This window comes from Sphingomonas sp. GW821-FHT04B01 (assembly GCF_059420425.1).
On record NZ_JBWKTR010000001.1, the window covers coordinates 997,302 to 1,022,882 of the forward strand.

36 protein-coding genes are annotated in these 25,581 nt (G+C 68.4%); 9 read left to right on the plus strand and 27 right to left on the minus strand.

Annotation, left to right across the window (positions count from 1 at the left end):
• Positions 1-241: 241 nt before the first annotated feature.
• The 10 genes from AC07UH_RS04815 to hisB form a co-directional block, all read right to left on the minus strand.
• Entirely contained in the window at positions 242-1,834 is a 1,593-nt protein-coding gene (locus AC07UH_RS04815) for an amino acid permease (protein ID WP_038662902.1), read from the minus strand.
• A 148-nt stretch (positions 1,835-1,982) separates the two neighbouring features.
• Entirely contained in the window at positions 1,983-2,360 is a 378-nt protein-coding gene (locus tag AC07UH_RS04820; protein WP_495179171.1) for a histidine triad nucleotide-binding protein, read from the minus strand.
• Between the two features lie 8 nt (positions 2,361-2,368).
• Entirely contained in the window at positions 2,369-2,677 is a 309-nt protein-coding gene (locus tag AC07UH_RS04825) for a phosphoribosyl-ATP diphosphatase (RefSeq protein ID WP_495179170.1), read from the minus strand.
• A 31-nt stretch (positions 2,678-2,708) separates the two neighbouring features.
• Entirely contained in the window at positions 2,709-2,870 is a 162-nt protein-coding gene (locus AC07UH_RS04830) for a hypothetical protein (RefSeq protein ID WP_169742546.1), read from the minus strand.
• Positions 2,867-3,241, minus strand: coding sequence for an STAS/SEC14 domain-containing protein (locus AC07UH_RS04835; RefSeq protein WP_495179169.1), 375 nt, complete (start codon positions 3,239-3,241; stop codon positions 2,867-2,869). The genes AC07UH_RS04830 and AC07UH_RS04835 overlap by 4 nt, the downstream gene beginning before the upstream one ends.
• A 34-nt stretch (positions 3,242-3,275) precedes the next feature.
• The gene (gene hisF, locus AC07UH_RS04840) at positions 3,276-4,046 is read right to left on the minus strand and encodes an imidazole glycerol phosphate synthase subunit HisF (RefSeq protein WP_495179168.1); all 771 of its coding nucleotides are present in this window, start codon (positions 4,044-4,046) and stop codon (positions 3,276-3,278) included.
• Between the two features lie 166 nt (positions 4,047-4,212).
• A complete protein-coding gene (gene hisA / locus AC07UH_RS04845) occupies positions 4,213-4,950 on the minus strand; it encodes a 1-(5-phosphoribosyl)-5-[(5-phosphoribosylamino)methylideneamino]imidazole-4-carboxamide isomerase (RefSeq protein WP_495179167.1) in 738 nt (245 codons plus the stop codon).
• A complete protein-coding gene (hisH, locus tag AC07UH_RS04850) occupies positions 4,947-5,552 on the minus strand; it encodes an imidazole glycerol phosphate synthase subunit HisH (RefSeq protein WP_038662882.1) in 606 nt (201 codons plus the stop codon). Before hisH ends, hisA begins: the two co-directional genes overlap by 4 nt.
• Positions 5,549-5,866 (minus strand): YciI family protein, encoded by a 318-nt coding sequence (locus AC07UH_RS04855; RefSeq protein WP_495179166.1) that lies wholly within the window; start codon positions 5,864-5,866, stop codon positions 5,549-5,551. Before AC07UH_RS04855 ends, hisH begins: the two co-directional genes overlap by 4 nt.
• On the minus strand, positions 5,863-6,450 hold the full coding sequence (gene hisB, locus AC07UH_RS04860) for an imidazoleglycerol-phosphate dehydratase HisB (RefSeq protein ID WP_495179165.1): 588 nt from the start codon (positions 6,448-6,450) through the stop codon (positions 5,863-5,865). The genes AC07UH_RS04855 and hisB overlap by 4 nt, the downstream gene beginning before the upstream one ends.
• A gap of 75 nt (positions 6,451-6,525) precedes the next feature.
• On the opposite strand from hisB, the gene AC07UH_RS04865 reads away from it, so the two are divergent.
• On the plus strand, positions 6,526-7,011 hold the full coding sequence (locus AC07UH_RS04865; protein WP_038662873.1) for an SspB family protein: 486 nt from the start codon (positions 6,526-6,528) through the stop codon (positions 7,009-7,011).
• 115 nt (positions 7,012-7,126) lie between these two features.
• Positions 7,127-7,426 (plus strand): GNAT family N-acetyltransferase, encoded by a 300-nt coding sequence (locus AC07UH_RS04870; protein WP_495179164.1) that lies wholly within the window; start codon positions 7,127-7,129, stop codon positions 7,424-7,426.
• Between the two features lie 53 nt (positions 7,427-7,479).
• On the opposite strand, the gene AC07UH_RS04875 is transcribed toward AC07UH_RS04870, so the two are convergent.
• Positions 7,480-8,055: a hypothetical protein gene (locus AC07UH_RS04875; protein WP_495179163.1), complete on the minus strand. Its 576-nt coding sequence runs from the start codon at positions 8,053-8,055 to the stop codon at positions 7,480-7,482.
• A 64-nt stretch (positions 8,056-8,119) separates the two neighbouring features.
• Between AC07UH_RS04875 and fumC the strand changes: the two genes are divergently transcribed.
• The 4 genes from fumC to gmk all read left to right on the plus strand — a co-directional run bounded on the left by fumC (position 8,120) and on the right by gmk (position 10,771).
• Positions 8,120-9,508 (plus strand): class II fumarate hydratase, encoded by a 1,389-nt coding sequence (fumC, locus tag AC07UH_RS04880; protein ID WP_495179162.1) that lies wholly within the window; start codon positions 8,120-8,122, stop codon positions 9,506-9,508.
• Between the two features lie 95 nt (positions 9,509-9,603).
• Positions 9,604-9,819 carry a hypothetical protein gene (locus AC07UH_RS04885; protein ID WP_495179161.1) on the plus strand — a complete coding sequence of 72 codons (216 nt, stop codon included), beginning with the start codon at positions 9,604-9,606 and terminating at the stop codon, positions 9,817-9,819.
• On the plus strand, positions 9,816-10,013 hold the full coding sequence (locus tag AC07UH_RS04890) for a hypothetical protein (RefSeq protein ID WP_038662863.1): 198 nt from the start codon (positions 9,816-9,818) through the stop codon (positions 10,011-10,013). The genes AC07UH_RS04885 and AC07UH_RS04890 overlap by 4 nt, the downstream gene beginning before the upstream one ends.
• Before the next feature lie 101 nt (positions 10,014-10,114).
• Positions 10,115-10,771 carry a guanylate kinase gene (gmk, locus tag AC07UH_RS04895; RefSeq protein ID WP_038662860.1) on the plus strand — a complete coding sequence of 219 codons (657 nt, stop codon included), beginning with the start codon at positions 10,115-10,117 and terminating at the stop codon, positions 10,769-10,771.
• Here the strand turns inward: gmk and AC07UH_RS04900 are convergent.
• The 7 genes from AC07UH_RS04900 to AC07UH_RS04930 all read right to left on the minus strand — a co-directional run bounded on the left by AC07UH_RS04900 (position 10,755) and on the right by AC07UH_RS04930 (position 16,611).
• Positions 10,755-11,447 (minus strand): ATP12 family chaperone protein, encoded by a 693-nt coding sequence (locus tag AC07UH_RS04900; RefSeq protein ID WP_495179160.1) that lies wholly within the window; start codon positions 11,445-11,447, stop codon positions 10,755-10,757. The two genes, gmk and AC07UH_RS04900, sit on opposite strands and share 17 nt — an antisense overlap.
• A complete protein-coding gene (locus AC07UH_RS04905) occupies positions 11,444-11,662 on the minus strand; it encodes a hypothetical protein (protein ID WP_495179159.1) in 219 nt (72 codons plus the stop codon). The genes AC07UH_RS04900 and AC07UH_RS04905 overlap by 4 nt, the downstream gene beginning before the upstream one ends.
• The gene (locus tag AC07UH_RS04910) at positions 11,659-12,312 is read right to left on the minus strand and encodes an HAD-IA family hydrolase (RefSeq protein WP_137899367.1); all 654 of its coding nucleotides are present in this window, start codon (positions 12,310-12,312) and stop codon (positions 11,659-11,661) included. Before AC07UH_RS04910 ends, AC07UH_RS04905 begins: the two co-directional genes overlap by 4 nt.
• A gap of 447 nt (positions 12,313-12,759) precedes the next feature.
• Positions 12,760-13,887: an RluA family pseudouridine synthase gene (locus AC07UH_RS04915; RefSeq protein ID WP_495179158.1), complete on the minus strand. Its 1,128-nt coding sequence runs from the start codon at positions 13,885-13,887 to the stop codon at positions 12,760-12,762.
• Positions 13,884-14,273: a fluoride efflux transporter CrcB gene (gene crcB / locus AC07UH_RS04920; protein ID WP_495179157.1), complete on the minus strand. Its 390-nt coding sequence runs from the start codon at positions 14,271-14,273 to the stop codon at positions 13,884-13,886. The genes AC07UH_RS04915 and crcB overlap by 4 nt, the downstream gene beginning before the upstream one ends.
• 422 nt (positions 14,274-14,695) lie before the next feature.
• A complete protein-coding gene (locus AC07UH_RS04925) occupies positions 14,696-15,772 on the minus strand; it encodes an extracellular catalytic domain type 1 short-chain-length polyhydroxyalkanoate depolymerase (protein ID WP_495179156.1) in 1,077 nt (358 codons plus the stop codon).
• A gap of 119 nt (positions 15,773-15,891) precedes the next feature.
• Positions 15,892-16,611 (minus strand): hypothetical protein, encoded by a 720-nt coding sequence (locus tag AC07UH_RS04930; protein ID WP_495179155.1) that lies wholly within the window; start codon positions 16,609-16,611, stop codon positions 15,892-15,894.
• A gap of 109 nt (positions 16,612-16,720) precedes the next feature.
• Between AC07UH_RS04930 and AC07UH_RS04935 the strand changes: the two genes are divergently transcribed.
• Positions 16,721-16,942: a hypothetical protein gene (locus AC07UH_RS04935; RefSeq protein ID WP_038662840.1), complete on the plus strand. Its 222-nt coding sequence runs from the start codon at positions 16,721-16,723 to the stop codon at positions 16,940-16,942.
• A gap of 7 nt (positions 16,943-16,949) precedes the next feature.
• Here AC07UH_RS04935 and AC07UH_RS04940 read toward each other — a convergent pair whose 3' ends face one another.
• From AC07UH_RS04940 to AC07UH_RS04980, 9 genes are all read right to left on the minus strand, one after another.
• Positions 16,950-17,330, minus strand: coding sequence for a hypothetical protein (locus AC07UH_RS04940; RefSeq protein ID WP_495179154.1), 381 nt, complete (start codon positions 17,328-17,330; stop codon positions 16,950-16,952).
• Between the two features lie 102 nt (positions 17,331-17,432).
• Positions 17,433-17,858: an OsmC family protein gene (locus tag AC07UH_RS04945; protein WP_495179786.1), complete on the minus strand. Its 426-nt coding sequence runs from the start codon at positions 17,856-17,858 to the stop codon at positions 17,433-17,435.
• Positions 17,859-17,956: 98 nt separating this feature from the next.
• Positions 17,957-18,262 (minus strand): glycine zipper 2TM domain-containing protein, encoded by a 306-nt coding sequence (locus AC07UH_RS04950; protein ID WP_038662836.1) that lies wholly within the window; start codon positions 18,260-18,262, stop codon positions 17,957-17,959.
• A gap of 85 nt (positions 18,263-18,347) precedes the next feature.
• Positions 18,348-18,500: a hypothetical protein gene (locus AC07UH_RS04955; RefSeq protein ID WP_169742545.1), complete on the minus strand. Its 153-nt coding sequence runs from the start codon at positions 18,498-18,500 to the stop codon at positions 18,348-18,350.
• 57 nt (positions 18,501-18,557) lie between these two features.
• The gene (locus tag AC07UH_RS04960; RefSeq protein WP_495179153.1) at positions 18,558-18,935 is read right to left on the minus strand and encodes a 5'-nucleotidase; all 378 of its coding nucleotides are present in this window, start codon (positions 18,933-18,935) and stop codon (positions 18,558-18,560) included.
• A gap of 6 nt (positions 18,936-18,941) precedes the next feature.
• Positions 18,942-19,544, minus strand: coding sequence for a TIGR02466 family protein (locus AC07UH_RS04965; RefSeq protein WP_495179152.1), 603 nt, complete (start codon positions 19,542-19,544; stop codon positions 18,942-18,944).
• Complete coding sequence (pth, locus tag AC07UH_RS04970) at positions 19,541-20,110, minus strand: aminoacyl-tRNA hydrolase (RefSeq protein WP_495179151.1); 570 nt, start codon at positions 20,108-20,110, stop codon at positions 19,541-19,543. The genes AC07UH_RS04965 and pth overlap by 4 nt, the downstream gene beginning before the upstream one ends.
• 223 nt (positions 20,111-20,333) lie before the next feature.
• Entirely contained in the window at positions 20,334-21,017 is a 684-nt protein-coding gene (locus AC07UH_RS04975) for a 50S ribosomal protein L25/general stress protein Ctc (RefSeq protein WP_038662828.1), read from the minus strand.
• Between the two features lie 291 nt (positions 21,018-21,308).
• Complete coding sequence (locus tag AC07UH_RS04980; protein ID WP_495179150.1) at positions 21,309-22,229, minus strand: TraB/GumN family protein; 921 nt, start codon at positions 22,227-22,229, stop codon at positions 21,309-21,311.
• Positions 22,230-22,324: 95 nt separating this feature from the next.
• On the opposite strand from AC07UH_RS04980, the gene AC07UH_RS04985 reads away from it, so the two are divergent.
• Together AC07UH_RS04985 and glyS are read left to right on the plus strand one after the other, a co-directional pair.
• The gene (locus AC07UH_RS04985) at positions 22,325-23,194 is read left to right on the plus strand and encodes a glycine--tRNA ligase subunit alpha (protein WP_495179149.1); all 870 of its coding nucleotides are present in this window, start codon (positions 22,325-22,327) and stop codon (positions 23,192-23,194) included.
• Positions 23,195-23,402: 208 nt separating this feature from the next.
• Positions 23,403-25,568, plus strand: a complete 2,166-nt coding sequence (glyS, locus tag AC07UH_RS04990; protein WP_495179148.1) for a glycine--tRNA ligase subunit beta — start codon at positions 23,403-23,405, stop codon at positions 25,566-25,568.
• Positions 25,569-25,581: the final 13 nt, after the last annotated feature.

The following is a 25,581-nucleotide window of genomic DNA, read 5'->3' on the forward strand; positions in this document are numbered from 1 at the left end:
CCGCCCGACGCGCGACCTCTCCGCGCCTCCGCGCCTCTGCGCGACCAGAATTCACGCGAAGCCGCGAAGCCGCGAAGCCGCGAAGACGTGGTGGCCGCGGCAGCGGCCCGCTCCCCATTCTGCCGTTGGGGAGAACGGGCCATGCGCCCCGTATGCGACCTCTTCCCGCCTTCGCGTCTTCGCGCGCACGAAAAAGGCCGGGGGATCGCTCCCCCGGCCCCATGAAAAGCCTGTACGCGGATCAGTCGAGCGGCTTCGCCCGCTCCGGCTGCATCGCGGGATCGTCGACGGTGTCGAAGATCCCGCGGCCGACGTACGACCGGCTGCGGCTGTAGCCGAAATAGATTACCAGCCCGATGAGGCCCCAGATCGGCAGCACCAGCTTGGCGGTCAGCGGCAGCGACAGATAGAGGCCGACGCAGCCGATGATCGCGAGCGGCGCGACGATATAGACCGCCGGCGTGCGGAACGGCCGCTTGCGGCCCGGATCGGTCTTGCGCAGCACCATCACCGATACCGCCACCATGAAGAAGGCGAACAGCGTCCCCGCGTTGGAATAATCGGCGAGCTTGCCGACCGGCAACACCGCCGCCGCGATCGCCGCGGCGATGCCGGTGACGACCGTGACGACGTGCGGGGTCCGGAACTTCGGATGCACCGACGCCAGCTTCTCGGGAAGCAGGCCATCGCGTGCCATGGTGAAGAAGATGCGCGTCTGGCCGAACATCATCATCAAAACCACCGAGGGCAGCGCCAGCACCGCAGCAAGACCGACGAGGCGGCCGATCGCCGGCCAGCCGATCGTGTCGAGGACGTGGACGAGCGCCTCCTTCGAACAAACCAGGGGTTCGGTGACGCCGGTTGCGACGATGCTGGCGCAGCGACCGGCCATCTCCGCCGAGCCCGGTGCGAGCACCTGTCCGGCGGTGGTCACCGGCTGGGCGCCGATCGCGCCGATCGCGCCGCTGGCGACGAGCAGGTAGAAGATGGTGCAGATCACGAGGCTGCCGATCAGCCCGATCGGCACGTTGCGCTGCGGATTCTTGGTCTCCTCGGCGGCGGTCGAGACCGCGTCGAAGCCGACATAGGCGAAGAAGATCGAGGCCGCCGCGCCGAACACGCCGACGCCGCCGGTCGGCAGGAACGGGTCGAAATTGGTCGCCTTGGCGACGGGGATGGTCAGCGCGACGAAGGCGGTGAGCGCGGCGATCTTGATGAGCACCAGCACCGAATTGACGCGCGCGCTCTCGGTAGTGCCGATGATGAGCAGCCAGGTGACGAAGCCGACGACGATCACCGCGGGGACGTTGACCCAGCCGCCGACCGCCATCGCGGTCTGCAGATCGACGTTCGGCGTCGCGCCGAAGGCGATCTGCATATGCGCCATCAGCGCATCGGCGTTGCTGATCGATGCGGGGAAGGCGACGCCGAGACCGCGCAGCAGCCCGACCGCATGGTTCGACCAGCCGACCGCGACCGCGCTCGCGCCGACCGCATATTCGAGGATCAATGCCCAACCGACCATCCAGGCGAGGATCTCACCGACGACGGCATAGGAATAGGTATAGGCCGAGCCCGACACCGGCACCATCGAGGCCAGCTCGGAATAGCAGAGCGCCGCGACCGCGCAGACGAAGCCGGCGACGACGAACGACAGCAACATGCCCGGGCCGGCCTTCTGTGCGGCCTCGGAGGTGAGAACGAAGATGCCGGTGCCGATGACGGCGCCGATCCCCAACATGGTCAACTGGAACGCGCCGAGCGAGCGGTGCAGCCCGCGTTTTTCGGCGGTGGCGAGAATGGCGTCGAGTGGTTTGACGCGCCCGAAAATCATGCAGCTCTTCCCCCCATATGCGCACGGTCGTTGATCGCCGCCGCATGGTGAAGCGACCGATGCTAACCCCAAATGGGACAGGTGCAATCCCTTATCTCGGGACGGCACCTCGGATCACGTCCGTGGCGGGGACGCGCGCGTCGCGGAATCAACCCGCCAGCATCGGCCCCAGCGGCCTGCCGCCGAACAGATGGACGTGGAGGTGCGACACCTCCTGTCCCGCGTCGCCGCCGATATTGGCGAGCAACCGATAGCCTGGTGCGACGAGGCCATGCTCGCGTGCGACATGGCCGATCGCGCGGACGAAGCCGGCGATCTCCGCGTCCGACGCGCGCGCGCTGAAATCGTCCCACGACACATACGGTCCGCGCGGGATCACCAGGATGTGGAGCGGCGCGACCGGCGCGATGTCGTGGAAGGCGACCGCATGATCGTCCTCGTACACCCGTTTCGACGGGATCTCGCCGCGCAGGATCTTGGCGAAGACGTTCTGGTCGTCATAGGGCAGGGTAGCGTTGATCGGCATGGAACCTCCTAGCGCGCGGCTTTCTCGTCATGGCCCGACACGCCTTCGCGGCGGGCGAGTTCGGCGCGGACGTCGTCCAGTCCCAGCCCGGCATCGGCAAGCAGCACGAGCAGGTGGAAGATCAGGTCCGCCGCCTCCGAGGCGAGTTTGTCGGGTTCGACGAGCGCGGCGATGACCGTCTCGGTGGCCTCCTCGCCGACCTTCTGCGCGATCTTCGGCCGTCCCTTGGCGAACAGGCTGGCGACATAGGAGCTGCCGGGCTCGGCGGCGTCGCGGCGGGCGCGGATGGTGGCTTCCAGGCGGTCGAGCGGGTCCATGTCTCCGCTTGGCGCGGGACGTGGGGGCCGGTCAATCCTTCTTGATGAACCGCCGCCGCAACGCGCGCCGCACGAGCCAGACGCCGATCGCCGCGACGACGAACAATGCGAGGTCGGACCATTCGGGGCCGGTCTTGCGATGGACGACGCCCGAATGGCCGCCGGCGACCGACGAGGCGGTCGGCACGATCATGCCGCGGCGACCTCGCCGTCGCTCGCCACCAGCCAGTCGAGTGCCTCGCCGGCGGCGGCGAAGATGCGCAGATAGGGCTGGGTCATGAAGCGTTTGACCTGCAAGCGGGTGATCGCGCTGCCGGTGACGATCGCGATGCGGCTGGCGCGCGGGAAGTTGCCGAGCCGCCGGTTGATCGCCGCCGCCGCCTCGATCGGCTGGACGCTGCAGCCACTCATATCCATGCGCAGCCGATAGCCGATCGGGAAGCCTGCCTCGCGAAAGCGGCGCAGCAATTCGTCCGCATAGGCGTCGACTCCGGCCTGATCGAACAGGCCGGTCCAGCGGATATCGAGCAGATTGAGATCGTGGCGGAAGGTGATCGCGTACATGCCCCGATCATCGCCGCAAACCCTTGCGGAAGCCCTAAACTTTGACCGGTCGCCGCACCGGGATGCCCGCCGCCGCCAGCGCGTCGTGCGCATCGGCGACACTCGCCTCGTCGAAATGGAAGATCGACGCGGCGAGCACGCCGCTGGCGTGACCGTCGCGGATGCCGGCGACGAGATCGTCGAGCCCGCCGACGCCGCCACTCGCCACCACCGGCACGCTGACCCGGTCGGCGATCGCGCGGACCAGATCGAGGTCGTAGCCGCTGCGGGTGCCGTCGCGATCCATCGAGGTCACCAGCAATTCGCCCGCGCCGAGCTCCGCGAGGTGCAGCGCATGGTCGATCGCATCGAGCCCGGTCGGGCGGCGGCCGCCATGGGTGAACACCTCCCACCGCCCGCCGACCCGGCGCGCATCGACCGAGGCGACGCAGCATTGGCTGCCGAACCGCTCGGCGATGTCGGCGACGACCTCGGGCCGGGCGACCGCGGCGGAATTGACCGCGACCTTGTCCGCACCGGCGAGCAGCAGCGCGCGCGCATCCTCGGCGCTGCGCACGCCGCCGCCGACGGTGAGCGGCATGAAGCATACCGCCGCGGTGCGCCGCACGACGTCGAGGATCGTGCCGCGATCCTCGTGGGAGGCGGTGATGTCGAGGAAGCAGAGCTCGTCGGCACCGGCGGCGTCATAGGCGCGCGCCTGTTCGACCGGATCGCCGGCATCGCGCAGCTCGACGAAATTGACGCCCTTGACGACGCGGCCGTTGGCGACGTCGAGACAGGGGATCACGCGGGCGCGAACGGTCATGCGGGAACCCTTGAGCAGGTGAGTTCACGCGAAGCCGCGAAGACGCGAAGAGGGCGTGCCCCAGGCAGGCGCTGGTGGCCGGCAGACCATATCCCGCCTTCGGCGATGACAGACCACGGCGTCCGCACGCCAGACATCGTCGCGTCTTCGCGTCTTCGCGCGATCATCATTCCGCTCCCTGCGCGACGCTCAGCGCGGCGGCGAGATCGAGCCGCCCGTCGTACAGCGCGCGGCCGGTGATGACGCCCTCGACGCCGTCGCGGACGTGGAGCGCGAGGACGTGGATCTCGGCGATGCCCTTGACGCCGCCGCTGGCGATCACCGGGATCGACACCGCGCGGGCGAGATCGACCGTCGCCTCGACGTTGCAGCCCTTGAGCAGCCCGTCGCGGCCGACGTCGGTGAACAGGAGCGACGCCACCCCCGCATCCTCGAAACGGCGGGCAAGGTCGACGACGGTGGTGGTCGAGACGTCGGCCCAGCCCTTGGTCGCGACCATGCCGTCGCGCGCATCGACCGCGACGACGACGCCGCCGGGAAAATCGCGCGCGGCGCCGCGGACGAACTCGGGGTCCTCCAGCGCCGCAGTGCCGATCACGACGCGTGAGACGCCAAGGTCGAACCAGCGCTCGACGCTGGCGCGGTTGCGGATGCCGCCGCCGAGCTGGACGTGGCCAGGGAAGCGCTCGACGATGCTGCGCACCGCCTCGCCGTTGACCGATTCGCCGGCGAACGCGCCGTCGAGGTCGACGACGTGGAGATGCTGCGCACCGGCCTCGGCGAACAGCATCGCCTGAGCGGCGGGATCGTCGCCATAGACGGTGGCGCGATCCATATCGCCCTCGGCGAGGCGCACGACCTGGCCGCCCTTGAGGTCGATGGCGGGAAAGACGATGAGGCTCATGGCCGCCACTCCAGGAATTTGGCAAGCATCGCCAGCCCGTAGCGCTGGCTCTTTTCGGGGTGGAATTGCACGCCGAGCATCGTGTCGCGGGCGATCGCCGCGGTGACCGGGCCGGCATGGTCGCTGGTCGCGATCACGTCCTCGCCCTCATAGGCATAACTGTGCAGGAAATAGGCCTCGCCCGCGGGCACCAGCGGATGCGCGCCGAGCGGCACCACGTCGTTCCAGCCCATATGCGGCACCTTGGCCTCCATCGTGCCGGGTTCGAGCCGGCGTACGCGACCACGTACCCAGCCGAGCCCGCGATGCTGGCCCATCTCCTCGCCGACATCGGCCATCAACTGCATGCCGACGCAGACGCCGAGGAAGGGCGCGCCCTCCTGCCGGACGCGGCGCTCCATCGCCTCGACCATCCCCGGCACGCCGCGCAACGCATTGGCGCAGGCGCCGAACGCGCCGACGCCCGGCAGCACGATACGGTCGGCCTTCGCCACCACATCGGCATCGGCGGTGACGGTCAGATCGGTCGCCCCCGCCGCCCGTAGCGCATTCTCGACCGAATGGAGATTGCCCGCGCCATAATCGATCAGCGCGATGGTCATGACAGCAGATCGGCGAGCGGCGTCGCCGCCATGCTCGCGGTGAAGGGGATGATCTCCGCCGTCGCCAGCCCGCGCGACACGAACGGATCCTTGGCGATCAGCTCCTCGGTCACCTTCTTGCCGCCGATCGCGATGATGATGCCGCCGGTGCGCGGCTGCTTGCGGCCGGAGGCGAGCATCAGCCCGTTGGCATAGGCATCCGACAGCCAGTCGACGTGATCGCTCATCGCCGCGTCGATCGCGTCGAGATCGTCGCCATAGGTCAGCGACACGACGCACATATTGGTGCCGGGGCGGACGAAGGGCTCGCTCACAGCACGCCCTTGGTCGAGGGGATGGCATCCGCCTTGCGCGGGTCGATCTCGACCGCGGCGCGCAGCGCGCGGGCGAGGCCCTTGTACGCCGCCTCGACGATATGATGATTGTTGCTGCCGTACAGCGTCTCGACGTGGAGCGTGATCCCGGCGGTCTGCGCGAAGCTGTGGAACCAGTGTTCGATCAGCTCGGTGTCGAGCTCGCCGAGCCGCGAGACGGTGAAGGCGGTCTTCCACACCAGCCACGGCCGCCCCGAGATGTCGAGTGCGACGCGGGTCAGCGTCTCGTCCATCGGCGAGAGCGCGTCGCCGTAGCGTCGGATTCCGCGCTTGTCGCCGAGCGCCTGCGCCACCGCCTGGCCGAGCGCCAGCGCCGAATCCTCGACGGTGTGGTGGCCGTCGATGTGAAGGTCGCCGTCGACCTTGAGGTCGATGTCGATCAGGCCGTGGCGGCTGAGCTGTTCGACCATATGGTCGAGGAAGCCGATGCCGGTCTTGATCGAATAGACGCCGGTGCCGTCGAGGTTGACGGTGACGTCGATCCGCGTTTCGGCGGTGGAGCGGTTGATCGTGGCGATGCGCATGTCGGCTCGTCCCATAGGAGCGTGCGTCGTCACGCACAATCTTGACCCGACCGGGCGATACGCTACCCAAGGGGCATGACCGACGGCCTTCCCGATAGCCTTATCCCGTATGACGAGATCGTCCAGGAGGCGCTGCGTGCCGTCGTGGGCCGCGTGCTCGGCTCCGTCGCCGAATCGGGCGGGCTGCCCGGCGAGCATCATTTCTACATCACCTTCAAGACGCAGGCGCCGGGCGTCGACATCCCGCAGCGCTTGATCGAGCGCTTTCCGGACGAGATGACGATCGTGCTGCAGAACCGCTATTGGGACCTGCTGGTCGACGAGCGGAAATTCTCGGTCGGGCTGAGCTTCAACCAGGTGCCCTCGAAGCTCGTGATCCCCTATTCGGCGATCACCGGCTTCCACGATCCGGCGGTGAATTTCGAGCTGCGCTTCCAGGCGACCGAGGATCCCGATGACGGTCCCGAGCCGCATGACGAGGCCGAGAACGACGGCCCGACCGCCACGCCCGCGGCGGACGGTTCGAACGTCGTGAGCGTGGACTTCAAGCGGAAGAAGTAAACGTGATCGAGGTCGTCGCCGCGCCCGGAGACCTGGAGCGCGACGCGATCCTCGCGCCACTGGTCGCATTCAACGACGCCGCGGTCGGCCGACCGAACGCCATCCGATCGCCATCGTGATCCGCGCCGACGATGACGCGATCGTCGGCGGTTTGTGGGGCATGGTGAGCTATCGCTGGCTGTTCGTACAATATCTGGTGGTGCCGGCATCGATGCGGGGGCACGGGCACGGCAGCGCGTTGATGCTCGCCGCCGAGTCCGAGGCGAGGCGGCTGGATTGTGTCGGCCTGTGGCTCGACACGTTCAGTTTCCAGGCGCGCGGCTTCTACGAAAAGCTGGGTTACGGCTGCTTCGGCCGGATCGACGATTACCCGCCGGGCGAGGCACGGTTCTTTCTTTCGAAGCGCATTTTCTGATTTCGGCGCGGGACTTTAATATCCGACGCCCGTCCTGCACGCTGGATGTTGCGTCACTTCGTTTCTGGCGCCTTGATCCGCATCAGCGGCGTCGCACACGCGTAGGCGATCTTGTAAGGCTTGTCCCAGCAGCGGTTTAATCCCTCCAAGACGTTCATGTTGAGCGGCCATTTGACCGACACCGGTTTGCCGTCCGGTCCCTCGAACGTGAAGTTCGCAGGTCGTGGCAGCGCCGCAAGCTTCGTTTTGGCAGCGTCGAATGCCGCATGGTCGCGCCGCAGGAAGGCGATCGTCCCGTCGACGTAGAAGTTCCAGCCCATTCCGTGATCCTGTTTCACGGATTTGTAGGATTGCCGAAACAGCGCGATTGCCTTCTCGGTCTGACCGAGGTCGGCGCGAAGCTGCCCTTCGTGCCAAAACAGAATGTTGTCCCTGGCGTTATGCGCGACCCGCCAGTCGCGCACGAGGTCTGCCGCCTCCGCCTCGCAGCCGTCCTCCTCGAGCTTGCGCCAGCCGCCCGACATGTCCTGATCGAATGCGTTCTGATCCAACGCCAACAGACGTGCGCGATCGTACTGGCACGGGCTGGACGGGGCCGCCTGTGCGGCGAGGAGGGCGAGCCATAACATGATGCGGCATGCTGCCTTCGGGCAGGCCTTGAATCAAGTGGCGCCACATTTGATATTACGTCGCATGAGCACGCGCACCGAAACCGATTCGATCGGCCCGATCGACGTTCCCGCCGACGCCTATTGGGGCGCGCAGACCGAGCGTAGTCTCGAGAATTTCCCTTTCGGACCGCGCGAGCGGATGCCGGCCGAGATCGTCCACGCACTGGCGATCGTCAAACAGGCGGCGGCGCGGGTGAACCGGCGGCACGGGCTGGCCGCGGACAAGGCCGACGCGATCGAGGCCGCGGCTACAGAGATCGCCGCGGGGCAGCTCGACGATCAATTTCCGCTGGTCATCTGGCAGACCGGCAGCGGCACGCAGTCGAACATGAACGTCAACGAGGTGATCGCCGGCCGCGCCAACGAGCAGCTCGCCGGCACCCGTGGTGGCAAGACGCCGGTCCACCCCAATGACGACGTCAACCGCGGCCAGTCTTCGAACGATTCGTTCCCGACCGCGCTCCACGTCGCCGCGGCGCTGGCGGTGAAGCGGCAGCTCTATCCGGCGCTCGACCGGCTGCATGACGCGCTCGCCGACAAGGCGCGCGAATGGGACGATCTGGTCAAGATCGGCCGCACGCACCTTCAGGATGCGACGCCGCTGACGTTGGGGCAGGAATTTTCGGGCTACGTCCAGCAGCTCGCCAATGCGCGCCACCGGATCGCCGGCACGCTGGAACGCAACATCATGCCGCTCGCGCAGGGCGGCACCGCGGTCGGCACCGGGCTGAACGCACCCGAAGGCTTCGCCGAAGAGGTCGCGGCGGAGATCGCGACGCTCACCGGTCTGCCGTTCGTCACCGCGCCCAACAAGTTCGAGGCGCTGGCGTCGAACGACGGGTTGGTCGACCTGCACGGCGCGCTCAACGTGCTCGCGGTGGCGCTGACCAAAATCGCCAACGACATCCGCCTGCTCGGATCGGGGCCGCGCTCGGGGCTCGGCGAACTCGAACTGCCCGCCAACGAGCCGGGCAGCTCGATCATGCCGGGTAAGGTCAATCCGACGCAGGCCGAGATGCTGACGATGGTCGCCGCGCAGGTGATGGGCAACAATGTCGCGGTCACCATCGGTGGCTTGCAGGGGCATATGGAGCTCAACGTCTTCAAACCGCTGATCGGCGCCAACGTGCTGCGCTCGATCGCGCTGCTCAGCGTCGGGATGCAGAGTTTCGCCGAGCGGACCATCGACGGGCTGAAAGCGAATCGCGAGCGGATCGGACAGCTGGTCGAGCAATCGCTAATGCTCGTCACCGCGCTGGCGCCCGAGGTCGGCTATGACAATGCCGCGAAGATCGCCAAGCACGCGCATAAGAAGGGGCAGACGCTGAAACAGGCGGGGCTCGAACTCGGGCTGGTCGACGAGGCGACGTTCGATCGACTGGTGCGGCCGGAGACGATGATCGGGCGCTGATCCCGCCGGGCGAAACGTTCCGGAACGGTCCCGTTACGAGGAACTTCCCCGCCGTTCGCGCGCTTCCATGGCCGCAACGCTAGGAGGGGACGGACGTGAGCACCACCACCACGGGCGCGCTGATCGGCGCGGCGATCGATTCGATGTCGGGCGACGACGATGGCGTTGCCGATGGCGCGATCATCGGTGCGGTGACGGCCAACGTGCTCAAGATCGTGCTGCCGCTCGCCGTGACCTATGCGGTCGGCTGGGCGGTGCTGCGCGGCGCGGCGGAACTCAAGGACCAGGTTTTCGGAAAGGTAGACTCATGATCGGCAAGATTATTGGTGCGCTCGTCGGGCGTGAAATGGACCGTCGCGATGGTCGTGGCGGCCTGAAGGGTGCGGCGATCGGCGCGCTGTCGATGGGCGCGATGCGGCGGATGGGGCCGCTCGGCCTGATCCTCGGCGGCGGCTATGTCGCCAAGAAGGCGTATGACCGCCGGCGCCAGTCGCGCGATATCTGATCGGACGATCCTCTCGTGCACGGCGCGGGAGGATCTTCGCTTTCTCGACTTTTCAGCCGGCTGCGCTTGACGCCCGGCCCCGGCAGACGCCACTAGCGCGCATGCCGACCACCCATTCCGCCGACCCGCACCATTTTCGCCGTCGTGGCGTGCTGTTCGTGCTGTCCTCGCCATCCGGTGCGGGCAAGTCGACCATCGCGCGCAAATTGCTCGCCGACGAGCCCGAACTCGGCATGTCGGTGTCGGTGACGACGCGGCCGATGCGACCGGGCGAGGTCGACGGCAAGGACTATCATTTCGTCGATCTCGAGGAATTCCGCCGTATGGTTGCGGCGGACGAGTTCCTCGAATGGGCGCATGTCTTCGACCATCGCTACGGCACGCCGCGGGCGCAGATCGAGACGATGCTCGCCGCGGGCAAGGACGTGCTGTTCGACATCGACTGGCAGGGCGCGCAGCAACTGTTCCAGATCGCCGGCGGCGACGTGGTGCGGGTGTTCATCTTCCCGCCGTCGATGGAGGAGCTGCGGGCGCGGCTGACCAACCGCAACACCGATTCGGCCCAGGTGATCGAGGCGCGGATGGCGCGGGCCGCCAATGAGGTAAGTCATTGGGATGGCTACGATTACGTCCTCGTCAACGACGACGTCGAGCAATGTTTCGCGGGGGTGAAGACGATCCTTGCCGCCGAGCGGCTCAAGCGCTCGCGTCAGACCGGGCTGATCGGCTTCATCCGCAAGCTCACGCGGACGGCCTGAGCGCGGCGAGGAAGGCGACCGCGGCGTCATAGTCGCGGCGCTTGTTGGCGAGCGCCTGCACGGCCAGCGAATCCGCGCCCCAGAGTTCGGCCTGGAAATGCTCGTCGATATTCGCCGCGGTCCATACCGTATCGGGCTCGCCGGCGCGTTCGACCAGCGCCAGCGCGAGGATCAGCGAGCCGGTGATCGTCACCACCGGCGACAGGCCGGCCAGACCGAAGGGATCGAGCGCCGTCACCGCCTCGGCGAGTCGCGCCAGCGTCGCGGGGGGCTGCGCGCGGTGCATGACCCCGGCGGTGGTCTCGAAATGCACGTCGTAGCGGGTGCGCGCCCAATCGAGCCACGGGTCCCACGCCGCCTCCTGCCGCGCGATCAGCGCATCGGGTGACAGCGCGCGATAATAGAGCAGGTCGCTCTCGCCGTACGCCGAGAGGCCGGCAGCGAAGGCGGCGGGGTCGGGCGCGATCCGGTCGATCGCGGCATTGGCGAGGCCGGTCAGCGGCATCGCGCGTGGATCGATCGTTTCCGCCACTGCGCGCCATTCGTCGGCGACCGCGGCGGCGAGCGCATCGGTCGGCAGCGCGAGCGGCACGCGGCCGGGGGTGCGCACCGGTCGGCCGTCGAGCGTGACGACGCGGTCGGCGTCGATCGTTACCTCGCTCCAGAAGCGCTTCATGATCGGGGCGTCCGCCAGCGGTGGGCGAGGCTCGCCGGCACGATCGCGATCACCGCGAGCGCCGACAGCGTGATCGCGACGCCCAGCACCTTGACCGGCCAGTCGTGCGAGCGGGCGGCGAGGATCAGGCCGAAGACCGCGCCGGCGCTGCCCGCCAGCCGGCTGCCGACGATCGCCAGCCAGCGCTTGCGCGCGCGCGTGACGTCGGGGGTCATGCCAGGATCTCCAGCAACGCCGCGGTGCGCGTCGCGACGACCTGCGCGCCGCCGCGGACCAGATCGTGGACGTCGTGATAACCCCAGGCGACGCCTACCGCGCGCGCGCCGGCGGCCTTGGCCATCGCCATGTCGAAGCTGGTGTCGCCGATCATCGCGGTCTGTTCGGGCGTCGCGTCGACCTCCGCCATCGCGGCAAGCAGCATCGCCGGATCGGGCTTGGAGGGGTGGCGGTCGGCGGTCTGGAGGGTGACGAAGCGATCAGTGAGGCCGTGGTGGTCGAGCACGCGGGCGAGGCCGCGATCCGACTTGCCGGTCGCCACGCCGAGCTGCCAGCCGCGCGCGGCCAGCGTCTCGATCACCGCGGCGATGCCCTCGAACAAAGGCTCTTCGGTCATCGCGCCGTTGGTGCGCAGCTCGAAGAACGCCTCCTTGTAATCGGCTGCCATCCTGCGGTGGAGCGCATCGTCCGCGTCGGGGAGCAAGGCGCGGACCGCCTCGACGAGGCTCAGCCCGACGATGCGGCGGATCGCCGCGCGCGGCGGCGCGGGCAGGTCCGCGATGCGGAACGTCGCCTCCATCGCCTGGCAGATGTTGGCCTGGCTATCGACGAGCGTGCCGTCGCAGTCGAATACGGCGAGTTTGGTCATCGTGTTGCCGTAGCGGGCGGCGTCGGAGCGGTGAAGAGGGTGTTGGACGACATGGACAACATGGACACCTTAACAGAAACGATCCGGGGGTATCGTTTCCGTTTTTGATATGATGGCTGTGCGGCGGCGAACGTGGAAGGGCGTCACGGGACCTGCGTACTGCCGCGCGTGCGGGACTATGAGAGCAGGCGGCGTGTACATTGTTCGGTCATACACCGGTCGGCGGGGTGTAGGACAGACCCGCGCGTTCTCATGTTGGCGCGCCCGGGGAATACGGGACGGTGCCTGACCCACCCCGTCACCCCGGACTGGTTCCGGGGTCCACTCAGCGGCGAGGAGATCGGCTGAAGGCGGAAGCGCGCGCTTGCGGCGGGGTAGACCCCGGAACAAGTCCGGGGTGACGGGCAGTTTGGGGTGAGGGGGGTGCCTCGTCAGGCCCCCCCCAACTCAATCGGGGCTGCCGCGGCGGCGGCGTTCGCCGCGGTGTTCCTTGCGCATCGATTTGGCGTGCGCCTTGGCGCGCTGCTTGAGCACCGCCTTGGGGGGCGGGCCTTTCTTCGGTTCTTCGAACGGCATCGCGTCGCCCTTGGCGATGTCGAAGCCCAGCGTGGCGAGGCTCTCGGCGAAATGCGTCGGCAGGTCGGCGGTCTCGTCGATGCTGCCGCCGTCGGGGTGGTCGACGCGGATGCGACGGCTGTGCAGGTGCATCTTGCGACTGACGCCGCCGGTCAGGAACGCCGCGGCGCCGCCATATTTGCCGTCGCCGACGATCGGATGACCGATCGCCGCCATATGGACGCGCAGCTGGTGGGTGCGGCCGGTGAAGGGTTGCAGCTCGACCCAGGCGCAGCGGTTGCCGGCACGCTCGACGACGCGATAGCGGCTGCGCGCGGCCTGGCCGTTCTCCTCGTCGACGTGCATCTTCTCGCCGCCGGTGCCGGGCTGCTTGCCGATCGGCAGGTCGACCATACCGTCGTCGATCGAGGGGACGCCGACGACCAGCGCCCAATAGACCTTGCGCGCGGTGCGGCCCGAGAAGGCCTTGGCGAAGAAGGCGGCGGCGCGGCTGGTGCGCGCGACGAGCAGCGCGCCCGACGTATCCTTGTCGAGCCGGTGGACGAGCTTGGGCCGCCCCTCCGCATCATATTGCAGCGCGTCGAGCAGGCCGTCGACATGTTCGGAGGTCTTGGTGCCGCCCTGCGTCGCGAGGCCGGGCGGCTTGTTGAGCACGAGCGCCTGGAGGTCCTTGTGGATCACCATCTCGCGCGCATAGGCGATCTGGTCCTCGCTCAGCGGCGGGCGTTCGCGCTTGGGGCGGGGGGCGTCGGGGGTGTCCTCGATCACCGGTTCGGGCGGCGGCACGCGCAGCGTCTGGCCGGCCTTGATCCGGTCGCCCGGCGCGACGCGCGAGCCGTCGACGCGGAGCTGGCCGGTGCGCGCCCATTTGGCGACGGTGGTGAAGCTCGTCTCGGGCAGGTGGCGCTTGAACCAGCGGTCGAGGCGGATGCCGTCGTCGTCATAGCCGACGTTGAACTGACGGACGCCGTCGCGGGTGTCGTTCTTGGCGTCGCTCATGCGCTGGCTCCGGCAAGCAGGGCGCGGGTGGCAGCGAGCCCGGTGAACAGCGCGGCGATCGAGCCGATCACCGACACCAGCACGTAGCCGATGGCGGGAGCGAGTGCGCCGCGTTCGATCATCGCGACGGCGTCGAGGCTGAAGCTGGAGAAAGTGGTGAAGCCGCCGAGCACGCCGACGCCGAGGAACAGGCGCCACGGTTCGGCGAGGCTGCCGCTGCGGGCGAGGATGGCGGTGAGCACGCCCATCAGCAGCCCGCCGACAAGATTGACGGCGAGCGTGCCGTAGGGAAAGTCCGGCCCGAACGCGGTAAGCGCGGCGCGGCCGGTGAGATAACGCGCGGCGGAGCCGAGGGCACCGCCGATCATGACGAACAGAAGAGGCATGGTGCCAGCCCTAGAGGACTATTGGGTGCAAGGGAATGCGGGGGTTTGAGCTCGGTTGTTTGCCCCCCCTCCGTCACCCCGGACTTGTTCCGGGGTCCACCCCGCGGCGAGGAGAACGGTTTGTGATGATGCCGTCCCCTTGCGGCCCGGTGGACCCCGGAACGGGTCCGGGGTGACGGAGGGGGTGGGGATGCGTCGGTGCTAGGAACCAAGGAGCGCGGAACGCTTCCTCGCCCTCCACGTGTCCCCGCGCAGGCGGGGACCCAGGGTCGAGCAGAGCAACGTCTGTGACGAATGGGACTCCTGGGCTCCTGCCTTCGCAGGAGCACTGGTGGGGGTAACGCTATGCGTATTCCGGCTCGCGTCGCCGATAAGGTGGCGTCAAGCGACGGCTTCTGCAGCCATCAACCGGGGGGAGCGTCCTAGCGCAGCAACCCGGCGGCGCGGAGTGCGTCGTTGATGACGCCGGCGACGCCGGTCGGTTCGCGCGTCGGCGTGGCGACCCGCGTCAGTCTGGTGGCGCCGCGCGACGGCGCGGCCAGTGCCGGGGCGATGCCCCAGAAAGCGGCGATGCGGCGGGTCGAGGACAGGCCGACGTCGAGCATGAACGGGCCGGGCGTGCCGCATGCCTCCGGGCCGTGCGCGGCGATCGGCGTGCCGTGGCCCATGCCGTGGATGCGGTGATCCTCGATCACCACCCGGCCGGCGGCATCCTGCCAGCCGCGATAGGCGTGGTTGCCCTGCGCCGCCTCGACGTCGGGCCGCGCCGCGACCTGATGCAGCGCGCGCCATTGGGTCAGCAGCGCCTCGGCATTGGTCTGGTCGACCGTCGCGTCGGCGTCGCCGTGCCAGATCGACAGCGTCGGCCAAACGCCGCGATGCGCCGAGGCGTCGCGCGCCAGCGTGCCGAGCGCGACGGCGTCGGGCATGTTATGGCCGCGCATCCGGTCGAGCGCCTGCATCACCCCGCTCGCGGTGCCGTACGGCAGGCCGCCGAGGATCGCGCCGCCGGCGAACACTTCGGGATAGGTCGCCAGCATCACCGCGGTCATCGCGCCGCCCGCGGACAGGCCGTTGACGAAGACGCGGGCGGGATCGACGTCGTGCGCGTCGATCATCGCCGCAATCATCTCGCGGATCGAAAAGGCCTCGCCATGGTCGTGGCTGACGTCTTCGGGCGCGAACCAGTTGAAGCAGAGGTTGGGATTGTTGGCGCGCTGCTGCTCGGGGAAGAGCAGGACGAAGCCGTGCTCGTCGGCGAGCCGCGACCAGCCGGCACCGGCGTCATAGCCCGCGGCGGTCTGCGTACAGCCGTGCAGCACGACGACCAGCGCCGGCTTTGCCGTCACCGATTCGGGAACGTAGGTGCGCGCGAGCAGATTGCCGGGATTGCGGCCGAAGCCGGTGAGCTGGCCGAGCCGATCGCTGCCGCCCGTCCAGGGCTGCTGCTGGCCCTGCGCCGCGGCGAGCCGGCTGATCGTGTCTGACAAACGTCGCATGCGCGCACTCCGAAAGGGACAGGACCGCCACCAAGCGTGTGATGCTGCATTGCACAATATGGTCGGGGGTGGTGGGATAGCAAGGCGGCGCGTCTTCCCACCCCGCGGGCAAGGGAGATTTAGCGGACGATCAGGTCGACCTGGCTGCCGCCGGCGGGATCGGCGCTGACGTAGACGACGTAAGCGGCGTCGCCGCGGGTGCCGCCGAGGACGTGCTGCGCGCCCGATGCCTGATGCTCGGCCGAATAGCCGGCGCGGGTGACGCGGGCGTTATACCAATCGAGGATGCGGCCGACCGGGGCGCTGCTCGCGAAGCTGACGACGCGCAGGCCGCAGGCGTCGTTGCCCGCCGCCTCGCGGACGCGGGCGTCCGGGTAGAGCGGCACCGCGGCGGGCAGGCGATTTGCCCAGCCGGCCGAATAGGTGACGCGCGCCGCGCAGGGGGCGCCGGCCGCCGATTGCCGGCTGGCGAGTTCGCCCAAGGTCAGCGCGCCGTCGGCCTTGCGGCAGGCGGGGCAGTCGCCTTTGGCGGCGGGGGTCGGCTTGAGGTCGGCCGCCGCGACGCGGTCGGGGGTGGCGATCACCGGTTCGGGTGGCGCGGACAGCGGATCGGGGCGGCTCGGCGGGCGGACGACGTTGGTGTTGGCGCTCTGCGTCAGCGCCGGATCGACCATGATCTGGTCGCGCAACGCCGCGGTCAGCGCGGGATCGCGCTGGTTGCCGGGGCCGGCGGCGGTGAGTTCCTGGTCGAGGCTGTCGAGATCCTGCTGCGAGGCAGGCTGCTTGCTGCACGCGGTCAGTGCCAGCGCGAGCAAGAGGAGGGGGCGAATCGCAGTCACCGCAATGAGATGGCGCAGCCACCGTTAAGACGCCACCGGTGAATCCGGTTAACACTACGTCACGTCGGCCCGGCTTGTCCCGTGCGGGGACGAAGGCCATATTCGGGCCATGCTCAACATCGTCTCCATCGCGATCGGCTTCGTCACTTTGGTGCTCGGGCTGGTCGCGTTCATTCCGCTGCTCGGCTGGATGAACTGGCTCGTCATTCCGATCGGCATCGTCGGCGCGGCATTCGGCGCGCTGTCGTCGTCGAACGGCGGGCGCAACCTCAATCTGGTGCTGATCGTGATCTTCGCGATCCGGCTGAGCCTGGGCGGCGGGATCTTCTGAGCGACGGCTAGTCCTCGCCGCGGTCTGCGGGGGGATCATCCTCCTCCGCCTCGTCGCGTGGCGCATAGCGGCGGTCGCGCAGGTTGGCGCGCTGTTCGCGGCGCAGATCGTCCGCGGTATAGGTACGGCCGCGGCGAAGGCCACGCAGATCGCTGCGCGGGTCCTCTTCGCGCGGGTCGTCATAGCCGTAATCGTCGACGAGGGCGCGGGGCGCGCGAAGGTTGCTGCGCGGATCGTCGTCGCGCGGATCGTGGCGACGCACGGGGTGGACGTAGATTGCGACATCGCCGTCGTTGCGCGGGGGCCGGCGACGCGGCGACTGTGCGGTTGCGGGGAAAGCGCCGGCCAGCGTCGCGACGAGGGCCGCAGTCAGGATCGGGTTGCGCATCCGTCGTCTCCATCACGGTCGTAGCGTGGCTGACCATAATGGACCGAAACCGGCGGGGCAATCCGCCATGCCTCCCGGCCGCAGCCGGGGGACGCGCCGGGGTCAGCCGAAGGTGGTGGCGAGCGTGATCTCGCAGGTCAGCACCTTGGAGACCGGGCAGCCGGCCTTGGCCTCGTTGGCGATCCGCTCGAATTCGGCCTGGTCGATGCCCTCGACGTGGCCGGTGAGGGTCAGCGCCGATTTGGTGATGGTGAAGCCGTCGCCGTCCTTGTCGAGCGTGATCTTGGCGTCGGTCTTGAGATCGCCCTGGCTGTGGCCCGCACCCGCCAGCGCGAAGGCGAGCGCCATCGTGAAGCAGCCGGCGTGCGCGGCGGCGATCAGTTCTTCCGGGTTGGTGCCGGCGCCATCCTCGAAGCGGGTGTTGAAGCCATATTGCGTGTCGGACAGCACGCCCGACTGGGTCGTGATCTTGCCCTTGCCGTCCTTGCCGAGGCCTTCGTAGCTCGCCGAAGCGCTGCGCGTTACCATATCGTCGGTCTCCATCGTGGGATTGGTCCGAAGCGATACGCAAAAGGGGCGCCGCGAGTTGCCTCGCGACGCCCCCGTCGACCGAAAAAGGTCTCGGCTCAGCGGCAGCGACGCTTGCCGCCGCGATCGATCTCACGGCCGAGCAGGCCACCGGCGACCGCGCCACCGAGCGTGCCGACCGTACGGTCGCCGCGGGTGTCGATCGTCCGGCCGAGCAGCGCACCGCCGACCGCGCCGACCACGGCGCCGGTGGTGCCGTCGGGCTTGCGGCAGCGGATACGGCCGCGATCGTCGCGCCATTCGCGATACTTATGGCGCTGCGCATCGGCCTTCGATACCGGGACGATCATCGTCGCCGGCACCACCATCGCCGCACAGCCCATCGCAAGCATCAGATTTCGCATGGTAACACTCCCGTTTTTTGAAAATCGTGTTGCATCAACGTCATCCTGTTAGGCGCGGTTGCATGAACCTGAAACAACGTTCCGTTCAGGAAACGACCGGGGGGTCGGGGGGCTCGTTTGCCTTCGCCGCGAGACGCTTGCGGTACCGATTGGCGAGCAGGGTCGCGCCCAGCACGAAGCCGCCGGGCGCGAGCAGGACGACGGCGGCAAGGCCGATCTGCTGTTTGGTGAAACGCATGGGGACGGTGGTAGCGGGACGGGATGAACGATGGATGAGGGGCGCGGTCGCGCGCCGTCAGAACGGCATCTTGAGGCGGAGCATCGCGCGTGGGGCACTCTGGCCGTTCGGCAGGCTGCCTTGTTCCGCCTCGGCCGAGAGGCGGGTCTTGCCGAGCGTCGTGACGGCGCGGATCGGGCGTTCGGCGTAGCGGGTCTCGTCGAGCCGCGGCAGACGGTCGGCGCCCGCCGCCCGGCCGCAGACGACGATGTCGCCGCGCCGGTCGGGGGTGCCGCAGGGCACGGCCGACGGCGCCGGCGCGGGTCTGATCGGGCGAAGTTCGGCGGGCAGCGGCGGTCCCGCCACCGGTGCCGCCTGCAACGCCATCATGATCGCCAGCCGCATCGTATCGCCTCCCGACGCGGCGAAGCTGCCGGCCAATTGCGGCAGCCGCATGACGGCTCAGCGATAGTTGAAGCTGATGCTGATCCGCTCGCCCTTGGCGGCATTGGGGACGACCTCGTGACGCAGCCAGCTTTCCCACAGGAAGACGCTGCCCGGCTTCGGCTCGGCATAGACGAAGGTGGCGTGGCTCTCGTCGGCGTCGGCGCGGCGGGTGGGGGCGGCCATCATCATCGGCAGCCGCGGATCTTCCAGCCTGAGCGCGCCCGCGCCCGGCGGGGTCGCGACATAGAGGGTGCCGCTGACCGCGCTGTGCGGGTGGATATGGCCCGAATGACTGCCGCCGGGCTTGAGGACGTTGACCCACAAACTGTCGAGCCTGAGCTTGCGGCCGCCGAGATCGAAGGCGCAGGCGTCGGCGAAGCGCGCGACATGTTTGTTGAGCAGTCTCACCAGATCGGCGAAGCGCGGGTCGCGCGACGGCAGATCGTTGAGCGAGGCATAGGAGGTATAGCCGCGATAGCCGTGCGCCTTCGACCAGGCGACGCCGGCGCGATCCTCGCGCGCGAGGTCGAGGCAGGCGTCCTCCAGTTCCGCGAGCAGTGCGGCGTCGCCGAGATCGTCCTCGTAGAAGCGGGTGGCGAACAGGGTGCGGACGGTCATTGGGCGAGCCTTAGAGCTACGTCGTTCATGAAGCGGACGTCGTCGCCCGCGGCGAGCCATGGCGCCTCCGCCCCGATTGCGCCGAGCATGTCGGCGAGCGGATCGAGTTCGGCCTTGGCGTAATTGCCGAGGACGTAGCCGGTGACGCGATCCTTGTGGCCGGGATGGCCGATGCCGATCCGCACGCGGCGGAAGTCGGGGCCGAGATGCTGGTCGGTCGAGCGCAGCCCGTTATGACCGGCGGTGCCGCCGCCGCGCTTCACCTTGACCTTGAACGGCGCGAGGTCGAGCTCGTCGTGGAAGACGGTGAGCGCGTCGGGGCCGAGCTTGTAGAAGCGCAGCGCCTCGCCGATCGCGCGGCCGCTCTCGTTCATGAAGGTGGCGGGCTTGAGTAGCAGCACCTTCTGGGTGCCGACGCGGCCCTCCTGCGTCCAGCCCTGGAACTGCTTACGGACCGGCGCGAAGCCGTGCATGTCGGCGATCAGGTCGATCGCCATGAAGCCGACATTGTGCCGGTGCATCGCATATTGCGGTCCCGGATTGCCGAGCCCGGCCCAGATCTGCATGACGTTCCTATTCTTCCTCGTCACCCCGGACTTGTTCCGGGGTCGACTCCGCGGCTGGGAGAACGGCTGGAGGCTCTGGTTCTGCTCCTAGCCGCCCGGTGGACCCCGGAACAAGTCCGGGGTGACGGGGTGGGTGGGATAGCGGTCCGGCCAACGAAAAAGGGCAGGGGAGCGTTGCCGCTGCCCTGCCCCGGTTCCGTCGCCGCCGTGGCGGCCCCCCAGCTTAGTTCTTCTGGGTGGTGATCTTGTCGTCGTCGTTGTCGTCGTCGTTCGGCTCGGCGTCGGCAGCAGCCTCGGCGGCCTGGGTCTCGGCGACCTCGGCGTCGAGCGCCTCGTCCTGCGCGGTCGGGACGGTCGGCGGCACGATCGTGGCGATCGCGAAATCGCGGTCGTCGATCGCCGGCTTGGCGCCCTTGGGCAGCTTGACGTCGCTGATGTGGATCGAATCGCCGATCTCGAGGCCCTTCAGCGAGATGCTGATCTCGCTCGGGATGTCGGCGGCGTCGACGACCAGCTCGATCTCGTGGCGGGTGATGTTGAGCACGCCGTTACCGCGCTTGATGCCGGGGGCATCGTCTTCGTCGGTGAACACGATCGGCACCGCGACGGTGACTTCGGTGTGCTCGCCGATGCGCAGGAAATCGACGTGGATCGGGCGATCGGTGACGGGGTGGAAGGTCACGTCCTTGGCCAGCGTCCGCTGTCCGTCGATCATGATGACCGAGGTCATGAAGTGACCGGTCATCAGCGCCTTGGTCAGCGCCTTCTCTTCGAGGTGAACCGAAGTCGGTTCCTTGTTCTGGCCGTAGATCACGGCGGGGACGCGGCCGTCACGACGCAGCGCCCGGGAGGCTCCCTTGCCAACCCGGTCGCGCGTCTCGGCTGCGAGCGTAATGGTGTCGCTCATGCAGATAACCTTCCGAAACGTGCTAAAGTGTCTTTCCCGCGCCACGCCTCCAGGGATGACCATGGCCGGAAGCGGGGGCGCTTAGCCGATGGGGGGTGAAAAGGCAAGGTGGGGGCGGCGGCGGGCGGAGCGTCCTGTCGCGGCTCGTAACCTCACCTGAATACATCCGTCACCCCGGACTCGTTCCGGGGTCTACCGGGCCACAGGCGCTCGCTCACACTTCCAGCGGCTCTCCTCGCCGCGGAGTGGACCCCGGAACAAGTCCGGGGTGACGGGGCATTTGAGGCGGCGTCAGTATTTAACCCGTTCGGCCTTTACGCCCAGTTTTGCGAGGTGCGCCTGCACCGACTCCGGTCCCGCGAGATGCCCGGCGCCGACCGCGACGAACACCGTCCCCGGCCGCGTCATGCGCTGCTTGATCCACGCCGCCCAGCGCGCGTTGCGGTCGGTGAGGAGGACCTTGGCGACCTCCGGCGAGCTTTTCAGCTCGTCGTTCATCTCGCGGGCGAGCGCGTCGGGGTCGCCCTTGGCCCAATCGTCGACCATCGACGCCATCTGGTCGTTCAGCTTGGGCAGTTCGTCGACCGTGCTGACGAGGAAGTCGAGCTGCGCCTTGTCCGACAGGCTGCCGAAGAAGCCCAATTGCTGTTCGGGCGTCTCCAGCCCGGTCAGCGGCTTGTTCGCCTGTTTCGCCGCGGCGGTGATGACCTGTTCGGGGCCGTTGTCGCTGTCGTAGCCGAGCTTCGACAAGGGCGCGACCGAGAGCTGCGTCGCCGCCAGCCATGGCTTGAACGTGTCGAGCGCGTTGGCGGGCAGGCCGAGGTCGGTCACCGCCTTGGTGAAGGCGGCGCGCTTGGCCTCGGGCAGGCGCTGGGTCAGCGGCGGCGTGCCGGGTGCGGCGACGCCGGTCGCCTGCACCAGCCCCTGCATCGCCGCGGCGTCGGGCATGACGATCTCCAGCTTGACCTCGTCCGACCGGTCGAACGCGGTCTTCACCGCCTCGTCGAACCAGGTGAGGCCGGGCTTGAGCACGTGAATCGTGCCGAAGAGATATACCGTCGTATCCTTGTCCTTGACCACCCAGAGCGCCGGATCGGCGTCGTTGGCGGCGCGTGCCGGCTGGGCGGGCTGCTGCGCGCAGGCGGGGAGCGACAGGCAGAGCGCGAGCGCCGACAAAGCAGGCCGCAGGGCGGGCCGAAGGGTTCGTATCATGCGGGGACGCTATCCATCAGTAAGTCCTGCGCCATAGCTAATGCCGCGCCGCACCACTTGCTAGACGCGGCCTCATCGGCCAAAGCCTCGGGACGATGGCCGCCACACCGCTTTCCTTCCAGAAGATGATCCTGACGCTCCACGACTATTGGAGCGACCGGGGTTGCGTGATCCTCCAGCCCTATGACATGGAAATGGGCGCAGGCACGTTCCATCCGGCGACGACGCTGCGCGCGTTGGGGCCCGAGACGTGGAACGCCGCCTTCGTCCAGCCTTGCCGCCGGCCGACCGACGGCCGCTATGGCGAGAATCCCAACCGGCTGCAGCATTATTACCAATATCAGGTGATCCTGAAGCCGTCGCCGCCCGACCTGCAGGAGCTGTACCTCGGCAGCCTCGCGGCGATCGGCGTCGACATGACGCGCCACGACATCCGCTTCGTCGAGGACGATTGGGAATCGCCGACGCTGGGCGCCTGGGGGCTGGGCTGGGAAGTCTGGTGCGACGGCATGGAGGTGACGCAATTCACCTATTTCCAGCAGATGGGCGGGTTCGACATGAAGCCGGTCGCGGGCGAGCTGACCTACGGGCTCGAACGGCTGGCGATGTATATCCAGGACGTCGACAACGTCTACGACCTCGCGTTCAACGACAGCGGCGTCACATATGGCGACGTCTTCCTCGAAAACGAGCGGCAGATGTCGACGTGGAATTTCGAGGTCGCCGATACCGCCAGCCTGTTCGACCTGTTCAAAAAGGCCGCGGCGGAATGCGAGAACAGCCTCGCCGCCGGGCTGCCGATCCCGGCGTACGAACAGGCGATCAAGGCGAGCCACACGTTCAACCTGTTGCAGGCGCGCGGCGTGATCTCGGTCGCCGAGCGGCAGGCCTATATCGGCCGCGTCCGCGACCTCGCCAAGGGCGCCTGCGCGGCGTGGATGGACAAGAACGGATGGGCGGCGTGAGCGGCGTCCGGCGGGAAGAAGGGTTGTTCGCGCAGAGGCGCAGAGGCGCAGAGAGGCTGCGCGCAGGCGACGCCTTCCGTGCGAATGCGATCATGGAATGCCTGCGGCGCAAGGCGGTGCGCCTGCCGGTGGCGCGGCCCAACATCCTTCTTCTCTGCGCCTCTGCGCCTCTGCGCGAACCAACCCCTTCTTCTTTCGGCGCCGTACAATGACCGATTTCCTGCTCGAACTGCGTTCCGAAGAAATCCCTGCGCGGATGCAGGACAAGGCGCGCGACGATCTCGCGCGGCTGTTCGCTGCCGAGCTGGGCAAGGCGGGGCTCGCCGCCGGATCGCTCGTCACTTATGCGACGCCGCGGCGGCTGCTGCTGATCGCGCGCGACCTGCCGGCCGAGACGCAGGCGGTGTCCGAGGAGCTGAAAGGCCCCAAGGCGAGCGCGCCGCCGCAGGCGCTCGAAGGCTTCCTGCGCAAGACGGGGCTGACCCGCGAGCAGCTCGTCGAGCGCGACGGCGTGCTCTATGCGGTGACCGACAAGCCCGGCCGGGCGACGACCGCGGTGCTCGCCGAGGCGATCCCGGCGATCATCCGCGGCTTCCCGTGGCCCAAGTCGATGCGCTGGGGGGCGGCCTCCGCCTCGACCGAGTCGCTGCGCTGGGTGCGGCCGCTGCACGGTATCGTCGCGCTGTTCGGCGAGGAACTGGTCGAGGTCGAGATCGCGGGGATCCGCTCCGGTTTCGCCACCTTCGGCCATCGCTTCCATCATCCGGGGCAGATCACGATCGGTTCGGCGGCGGATTACGTCGAGAAATTGCGCGCCTGCCACGTCATCGTCGATCAGGACGAGCGCCGCACGCTGATCCGCGAGCGCGCCACCGCGCTCGCCGCGGAGGCGGGGTTGGTGCTGGTCACGGACGAGGGGCTGGTTTCAGAGAATGCCGGGCTGACCGAATGGCCGGTGCCGCTGCTCGGGCGGTTCGACGCCGACTTCCTGACCGTGCCGCCCGAGGTGATCCAGCTCACCGCGCGGGTGAACCAGAAATATTTCGTCTGCCGCGATGCGGACGGTGCGCTCGCCAATGCCTTCGTCTGCACCGCCAATATCGAGGCGACCGACGGCGGTGCGCAGATCGTCGAGGGCAATCGCAAGGTGCTCGCGGCGCGGCTGTCCGATGCGCGCTTCTTCTACGAGACCGATCTCAAGACGCCGCTGGAAGCGCAGGCGGCGAAGCTGGCGAACATCGTCTTCCACGAGAAGCTCGGCACGGTCGCCGACAAAGTCGATCGCGTGGCGAAGCTGGCGCGATGGCTGGTCGAAGAGGGGATCGTCCAATCTCCCTCTCCCCTTGTGGGAGAGGGAAGGGGCCCGCTCGCGTCAGCGAGTGGGAAGGGTGAGGGGGATAGCGCATCCCTGACTACTCCCCCTCACCCTTCCGCGCCTTCGGCGCTCCCTCCCTCTCCCACAAGGGGAGAGGGAATGACGCTCGCCGATATGGCGGAGCGGGCGGCGCGGCTCGCCAAGGCGGACCTCGTCACCGGCATGGTCGGCGAATTCCCCGAATTGCAGGGCCTGATCGGCGGCTATTACGCCGCCGCGCAGGGCGAGCCGCGCACGGTCGCCGAGGCGGTGCGCGACCATTACAAGCCGGTCGGGCAGGGCGACGACGTGCCGACCGCGCCGGTGACGGTGGCGGTGTCGCTGGCGGACAAGCTCGACAGCATCACGCAATTCTTCGCCGCCGACCTGCGGCCGAGCGGGTCGAAGGATCCGTTCGCGCTGCGACGGTCGGCGCTCGGCGTGGTCGCGCTGATCCTCGACAATGGTCTGCGCTTTCCGCTCGGCCGGGTGGCGGATCGTGCGGTGCTCGACTTCTTCGCCGACCGCCTCAAGGTCCAGCAGCGCGAAGCTGGCGTCCGTCACGATCTGATCGACGCGGTGTTCGCGCTCGGCGGCGAGGACGATCTCGTCCGGCTGCTTGCCCGCGTCCACGCCTTGCAGGCGTTCGTCGCGACCGAGGACGGCGCCAACCTGCTCGCGGGTTACAAGCGCGCCGCCAATATCCTCAAGAAGGAAGGCCATGCGCCCGCCGGCGACGGCGCGGTGCAGGCACTCGGCTATACCCCCGAACCCGCTGAGGCGGCGCTGATCGCCGCGCTCGACGCGGCCGAGCCCGCCGCCACCGCGGCGGTCGCGGCGGAGGATTTCGAGGGCGCGATGGCGGCGCTTGCGTCGCTGCGTGCGCCGATCGACGCGTTCTTCGAGGGCGTGATCGTCAACGATCCCGATCCCGCCAAGCGCGCCGCGCGGCTCGCGCTGCTGGACCGGGTGCGCGCGGCGGTGCATGCCGTCGCCGATTTCTCGAAGATCGAGGGATAGCGACACCTTTCTC

Coding starts and splice junctions, on each gene's coding strand:
- hisB (WP_495179165.1), bottom strand. CDS start 6,450: ATGCGCATCGCCACGATCAACCGCTCCACCGCCGAAACGCGGATCGAC.
- AC07UH_RS04910 (WP_137899367.1), bottom strand. CDS start 12,312: ATGACCAAACTCGCCGTATTCGACTGCGACGGCACGCTCGTCGATAGC.
- AC07UH_RS04945 (WP_495179786.1), bottom strand. CDS start 17,858: ATGGTAACGCGCAGCGCTTCGGCGAGCTACGAAGGCCTCGGCAAGGAC.
- hisH (WP_038662882.1), bottom strand. CDS start 5,552: ATGACCATCGCGCTGATCGATTATGGCGCGGGCAATCTCCATTCGGTC.
- AC07UH_RS04955 (WP_169742545.1), bottom strand. CDS start 18,500: ATGCGTTTCACCAAACAGCAGATCGGCCTTGCCGCCGTCGTCCTGCTC.
- AC07UH_RS04960 (WP_495179153.1), bottom strand. CDS start 18,935: ATGCGGCTGCCGCAATTGGCCGGCAGCTTCGCCGCGTCGGGAGGCGAT.
- AC07UH_RS04815 (WP_038662902.1), bottom strand. CDS start 1,834: ATGATTTTCGGGCGCGTCAAACCACTCGACGCCATTCTCGCCACCGCC.
- AC07UH_RS04835 (WP_495179169.1), bottom strand. CDS start 3,241: ATGTACGCGATCACCTTCCGCCACGATCTCAATCTGCTCGATATCCGC.
- hisF (WP_495179168.1), bottom strand. CDS start 4,046: ATGACCGTTCGCGCCCGCGTGATCCCCTGTCTCGACGTCGCCAACGGC.
- hisA (WP_495179167.1), bottom strand. CDS start 4,950: ATGAGCCTCATCGTCTTTCCCGCCATCGACCTCAAGGGCGGCCAGGTC.
- AC07UH_RS04975 (WP_038662828.1), bottom strand. CDS start 21,017: ATGAGCGACACCATTACGCTCGCAGCCGAGACGCGCGACCGGGTTGGC.
- AC07UH_RS04830 (WP_169742546.1), bottom strand. CDS start 2,870: ATGATCGTGCCGACCGCCTCGTCGGTCGCCGGCGGCCATTCGGGCGTC.
- AC07UH_RS04890 (WP_038662863.1), top strand. CDS start 9,816: ATGATCGGCAAGATTATTGGTGCGCTCGTCGGGCGTGAAATGGACCGT.
- AC07UH_RS04935 (WP_038662840.1), top strand. CDS start 16,721: ATGCTCAACATCGTCTCCATCGCGATCGGCTTCGTCACTTTGGTGCTC.
- AC07UH_RS04825 (WP_495179170.1), bottom strand. CDS start 2,677: ATGGACCCGCTCGACCGCCTGGAAGCCACCATCCGCGCCCGCCGCGAC.
- crcB (WP_495179157.1), bottom strand. CDS start 14,273: ATGCCTCTTCTGTTCGTCATGATCGGCGGTGCCCTCGGCTCCGCCGCG.
- AC07UH_RS04950 (WP_038662836.1), bottom strand. CDS start 18,262: ATGCGAAATCTGATGCTTGCGATGGGCTGTGCGGCGATGGTGGTGCCG.
- AC07UH_RS04875 (WP_495179163.1), bottom strand. CDS start 8,055: ATGTTATGGCTCGCCCTCCTCGCCGCACAGGCGGCCCCGTCCAGCCCG.
- AC07UH_RS04985 (WP_495179149.1), top strand. CDS start 22,325: ATGGCCGCCACACCGCTTTCCTTCCAGAAGATGATCCTGACGCTCCAC.
- AC07UH_RS04865 (WP_038662873.1), top strand. CDS start 6,526: ATGACCGACGGCCTTCCCGATAGCCTTATCCCGTATGACGAGATCGTC.
- gmk (WP_038662860.1), top strand. CDS start 10,115: ATGCCGACCACCCATTCCGCCGACCCGCACCATTTTCGCCGTCGTGGC.
- AC07UH_RS04900 (WP_495179160.1), bottom strand. CDS start 11,447: ATGAAGCGCTTCTGGAGCGAGGTAACGATCGACGCCGACCGCGTCGTC.
- AC07UH_RS04925 (WP_495179156.1), bottom strand. CDS start 15,772: ATGCGACGTTTGTCAGACACGATCAGCCGGCTCGCCGCGGCGCAGGGC.
- glyS (WP_495179148.1), top strand. CDS start 23,403: ATGACCGATTTCCTGCTCGAACTGCGTTCCGAAGAAATCCCTGCGCGG.
- AC07UH_RS04940 (WP_495179154.1), bottom strand. CDS start 17,330: ATGCGCAACCCGATCCTGACTGCGGCCCTCGTCGCGACGCTGGCCGGC.
- AC07UH_RS04915 (WP_495179158.1), bottom strand. CDS start 13,887: ATGAGCGACGCCAAGAACGACACCCGCGACGGCGTCCGTCAGTTCAAC.
- AC07UH_RS04820 (WP_495179171.1), bottom strand. CDS start 2,360: ATGCCGATCAACGCTACCCTGCCCTATGACGACCAGAACGTCTTCGCC.
- AC07UH_RS04905 (WP_495179159.1), bottom strand. CDS start 11,662: ATGACCCCCGACGTCACGCGCGCGCGCAAGCGCTGGCTGGCGATCGTC.
- fumC (WP_495179162.1), top strand. CDS start 8,120: ATGAGCACGCGCACCGAAACCGATTCGATCGGCCCGATCGACGTTCCC.
- pth (WP_495179151.1), bottom strand. CDS start 20,110: ATGCAGATCTGGGCCGGGCTCGGCAATCCGGGACCGCAATATGCGATG.
- AC07UH_RS04965 (WP_495179152.1), bottom strand. CDS start 19,544: ATGACCGTCCGCACCCTGTTCGCCACCCGCTTCTACGAGGACGATCTC.
- AC07UH_RS04980 (WP_495179150.1), bottom strand. CDS start 22,229: ATGATACGAACCCTTCGGCCCGCCCTGCGGCCTGCTTTGTCGGCGCTC.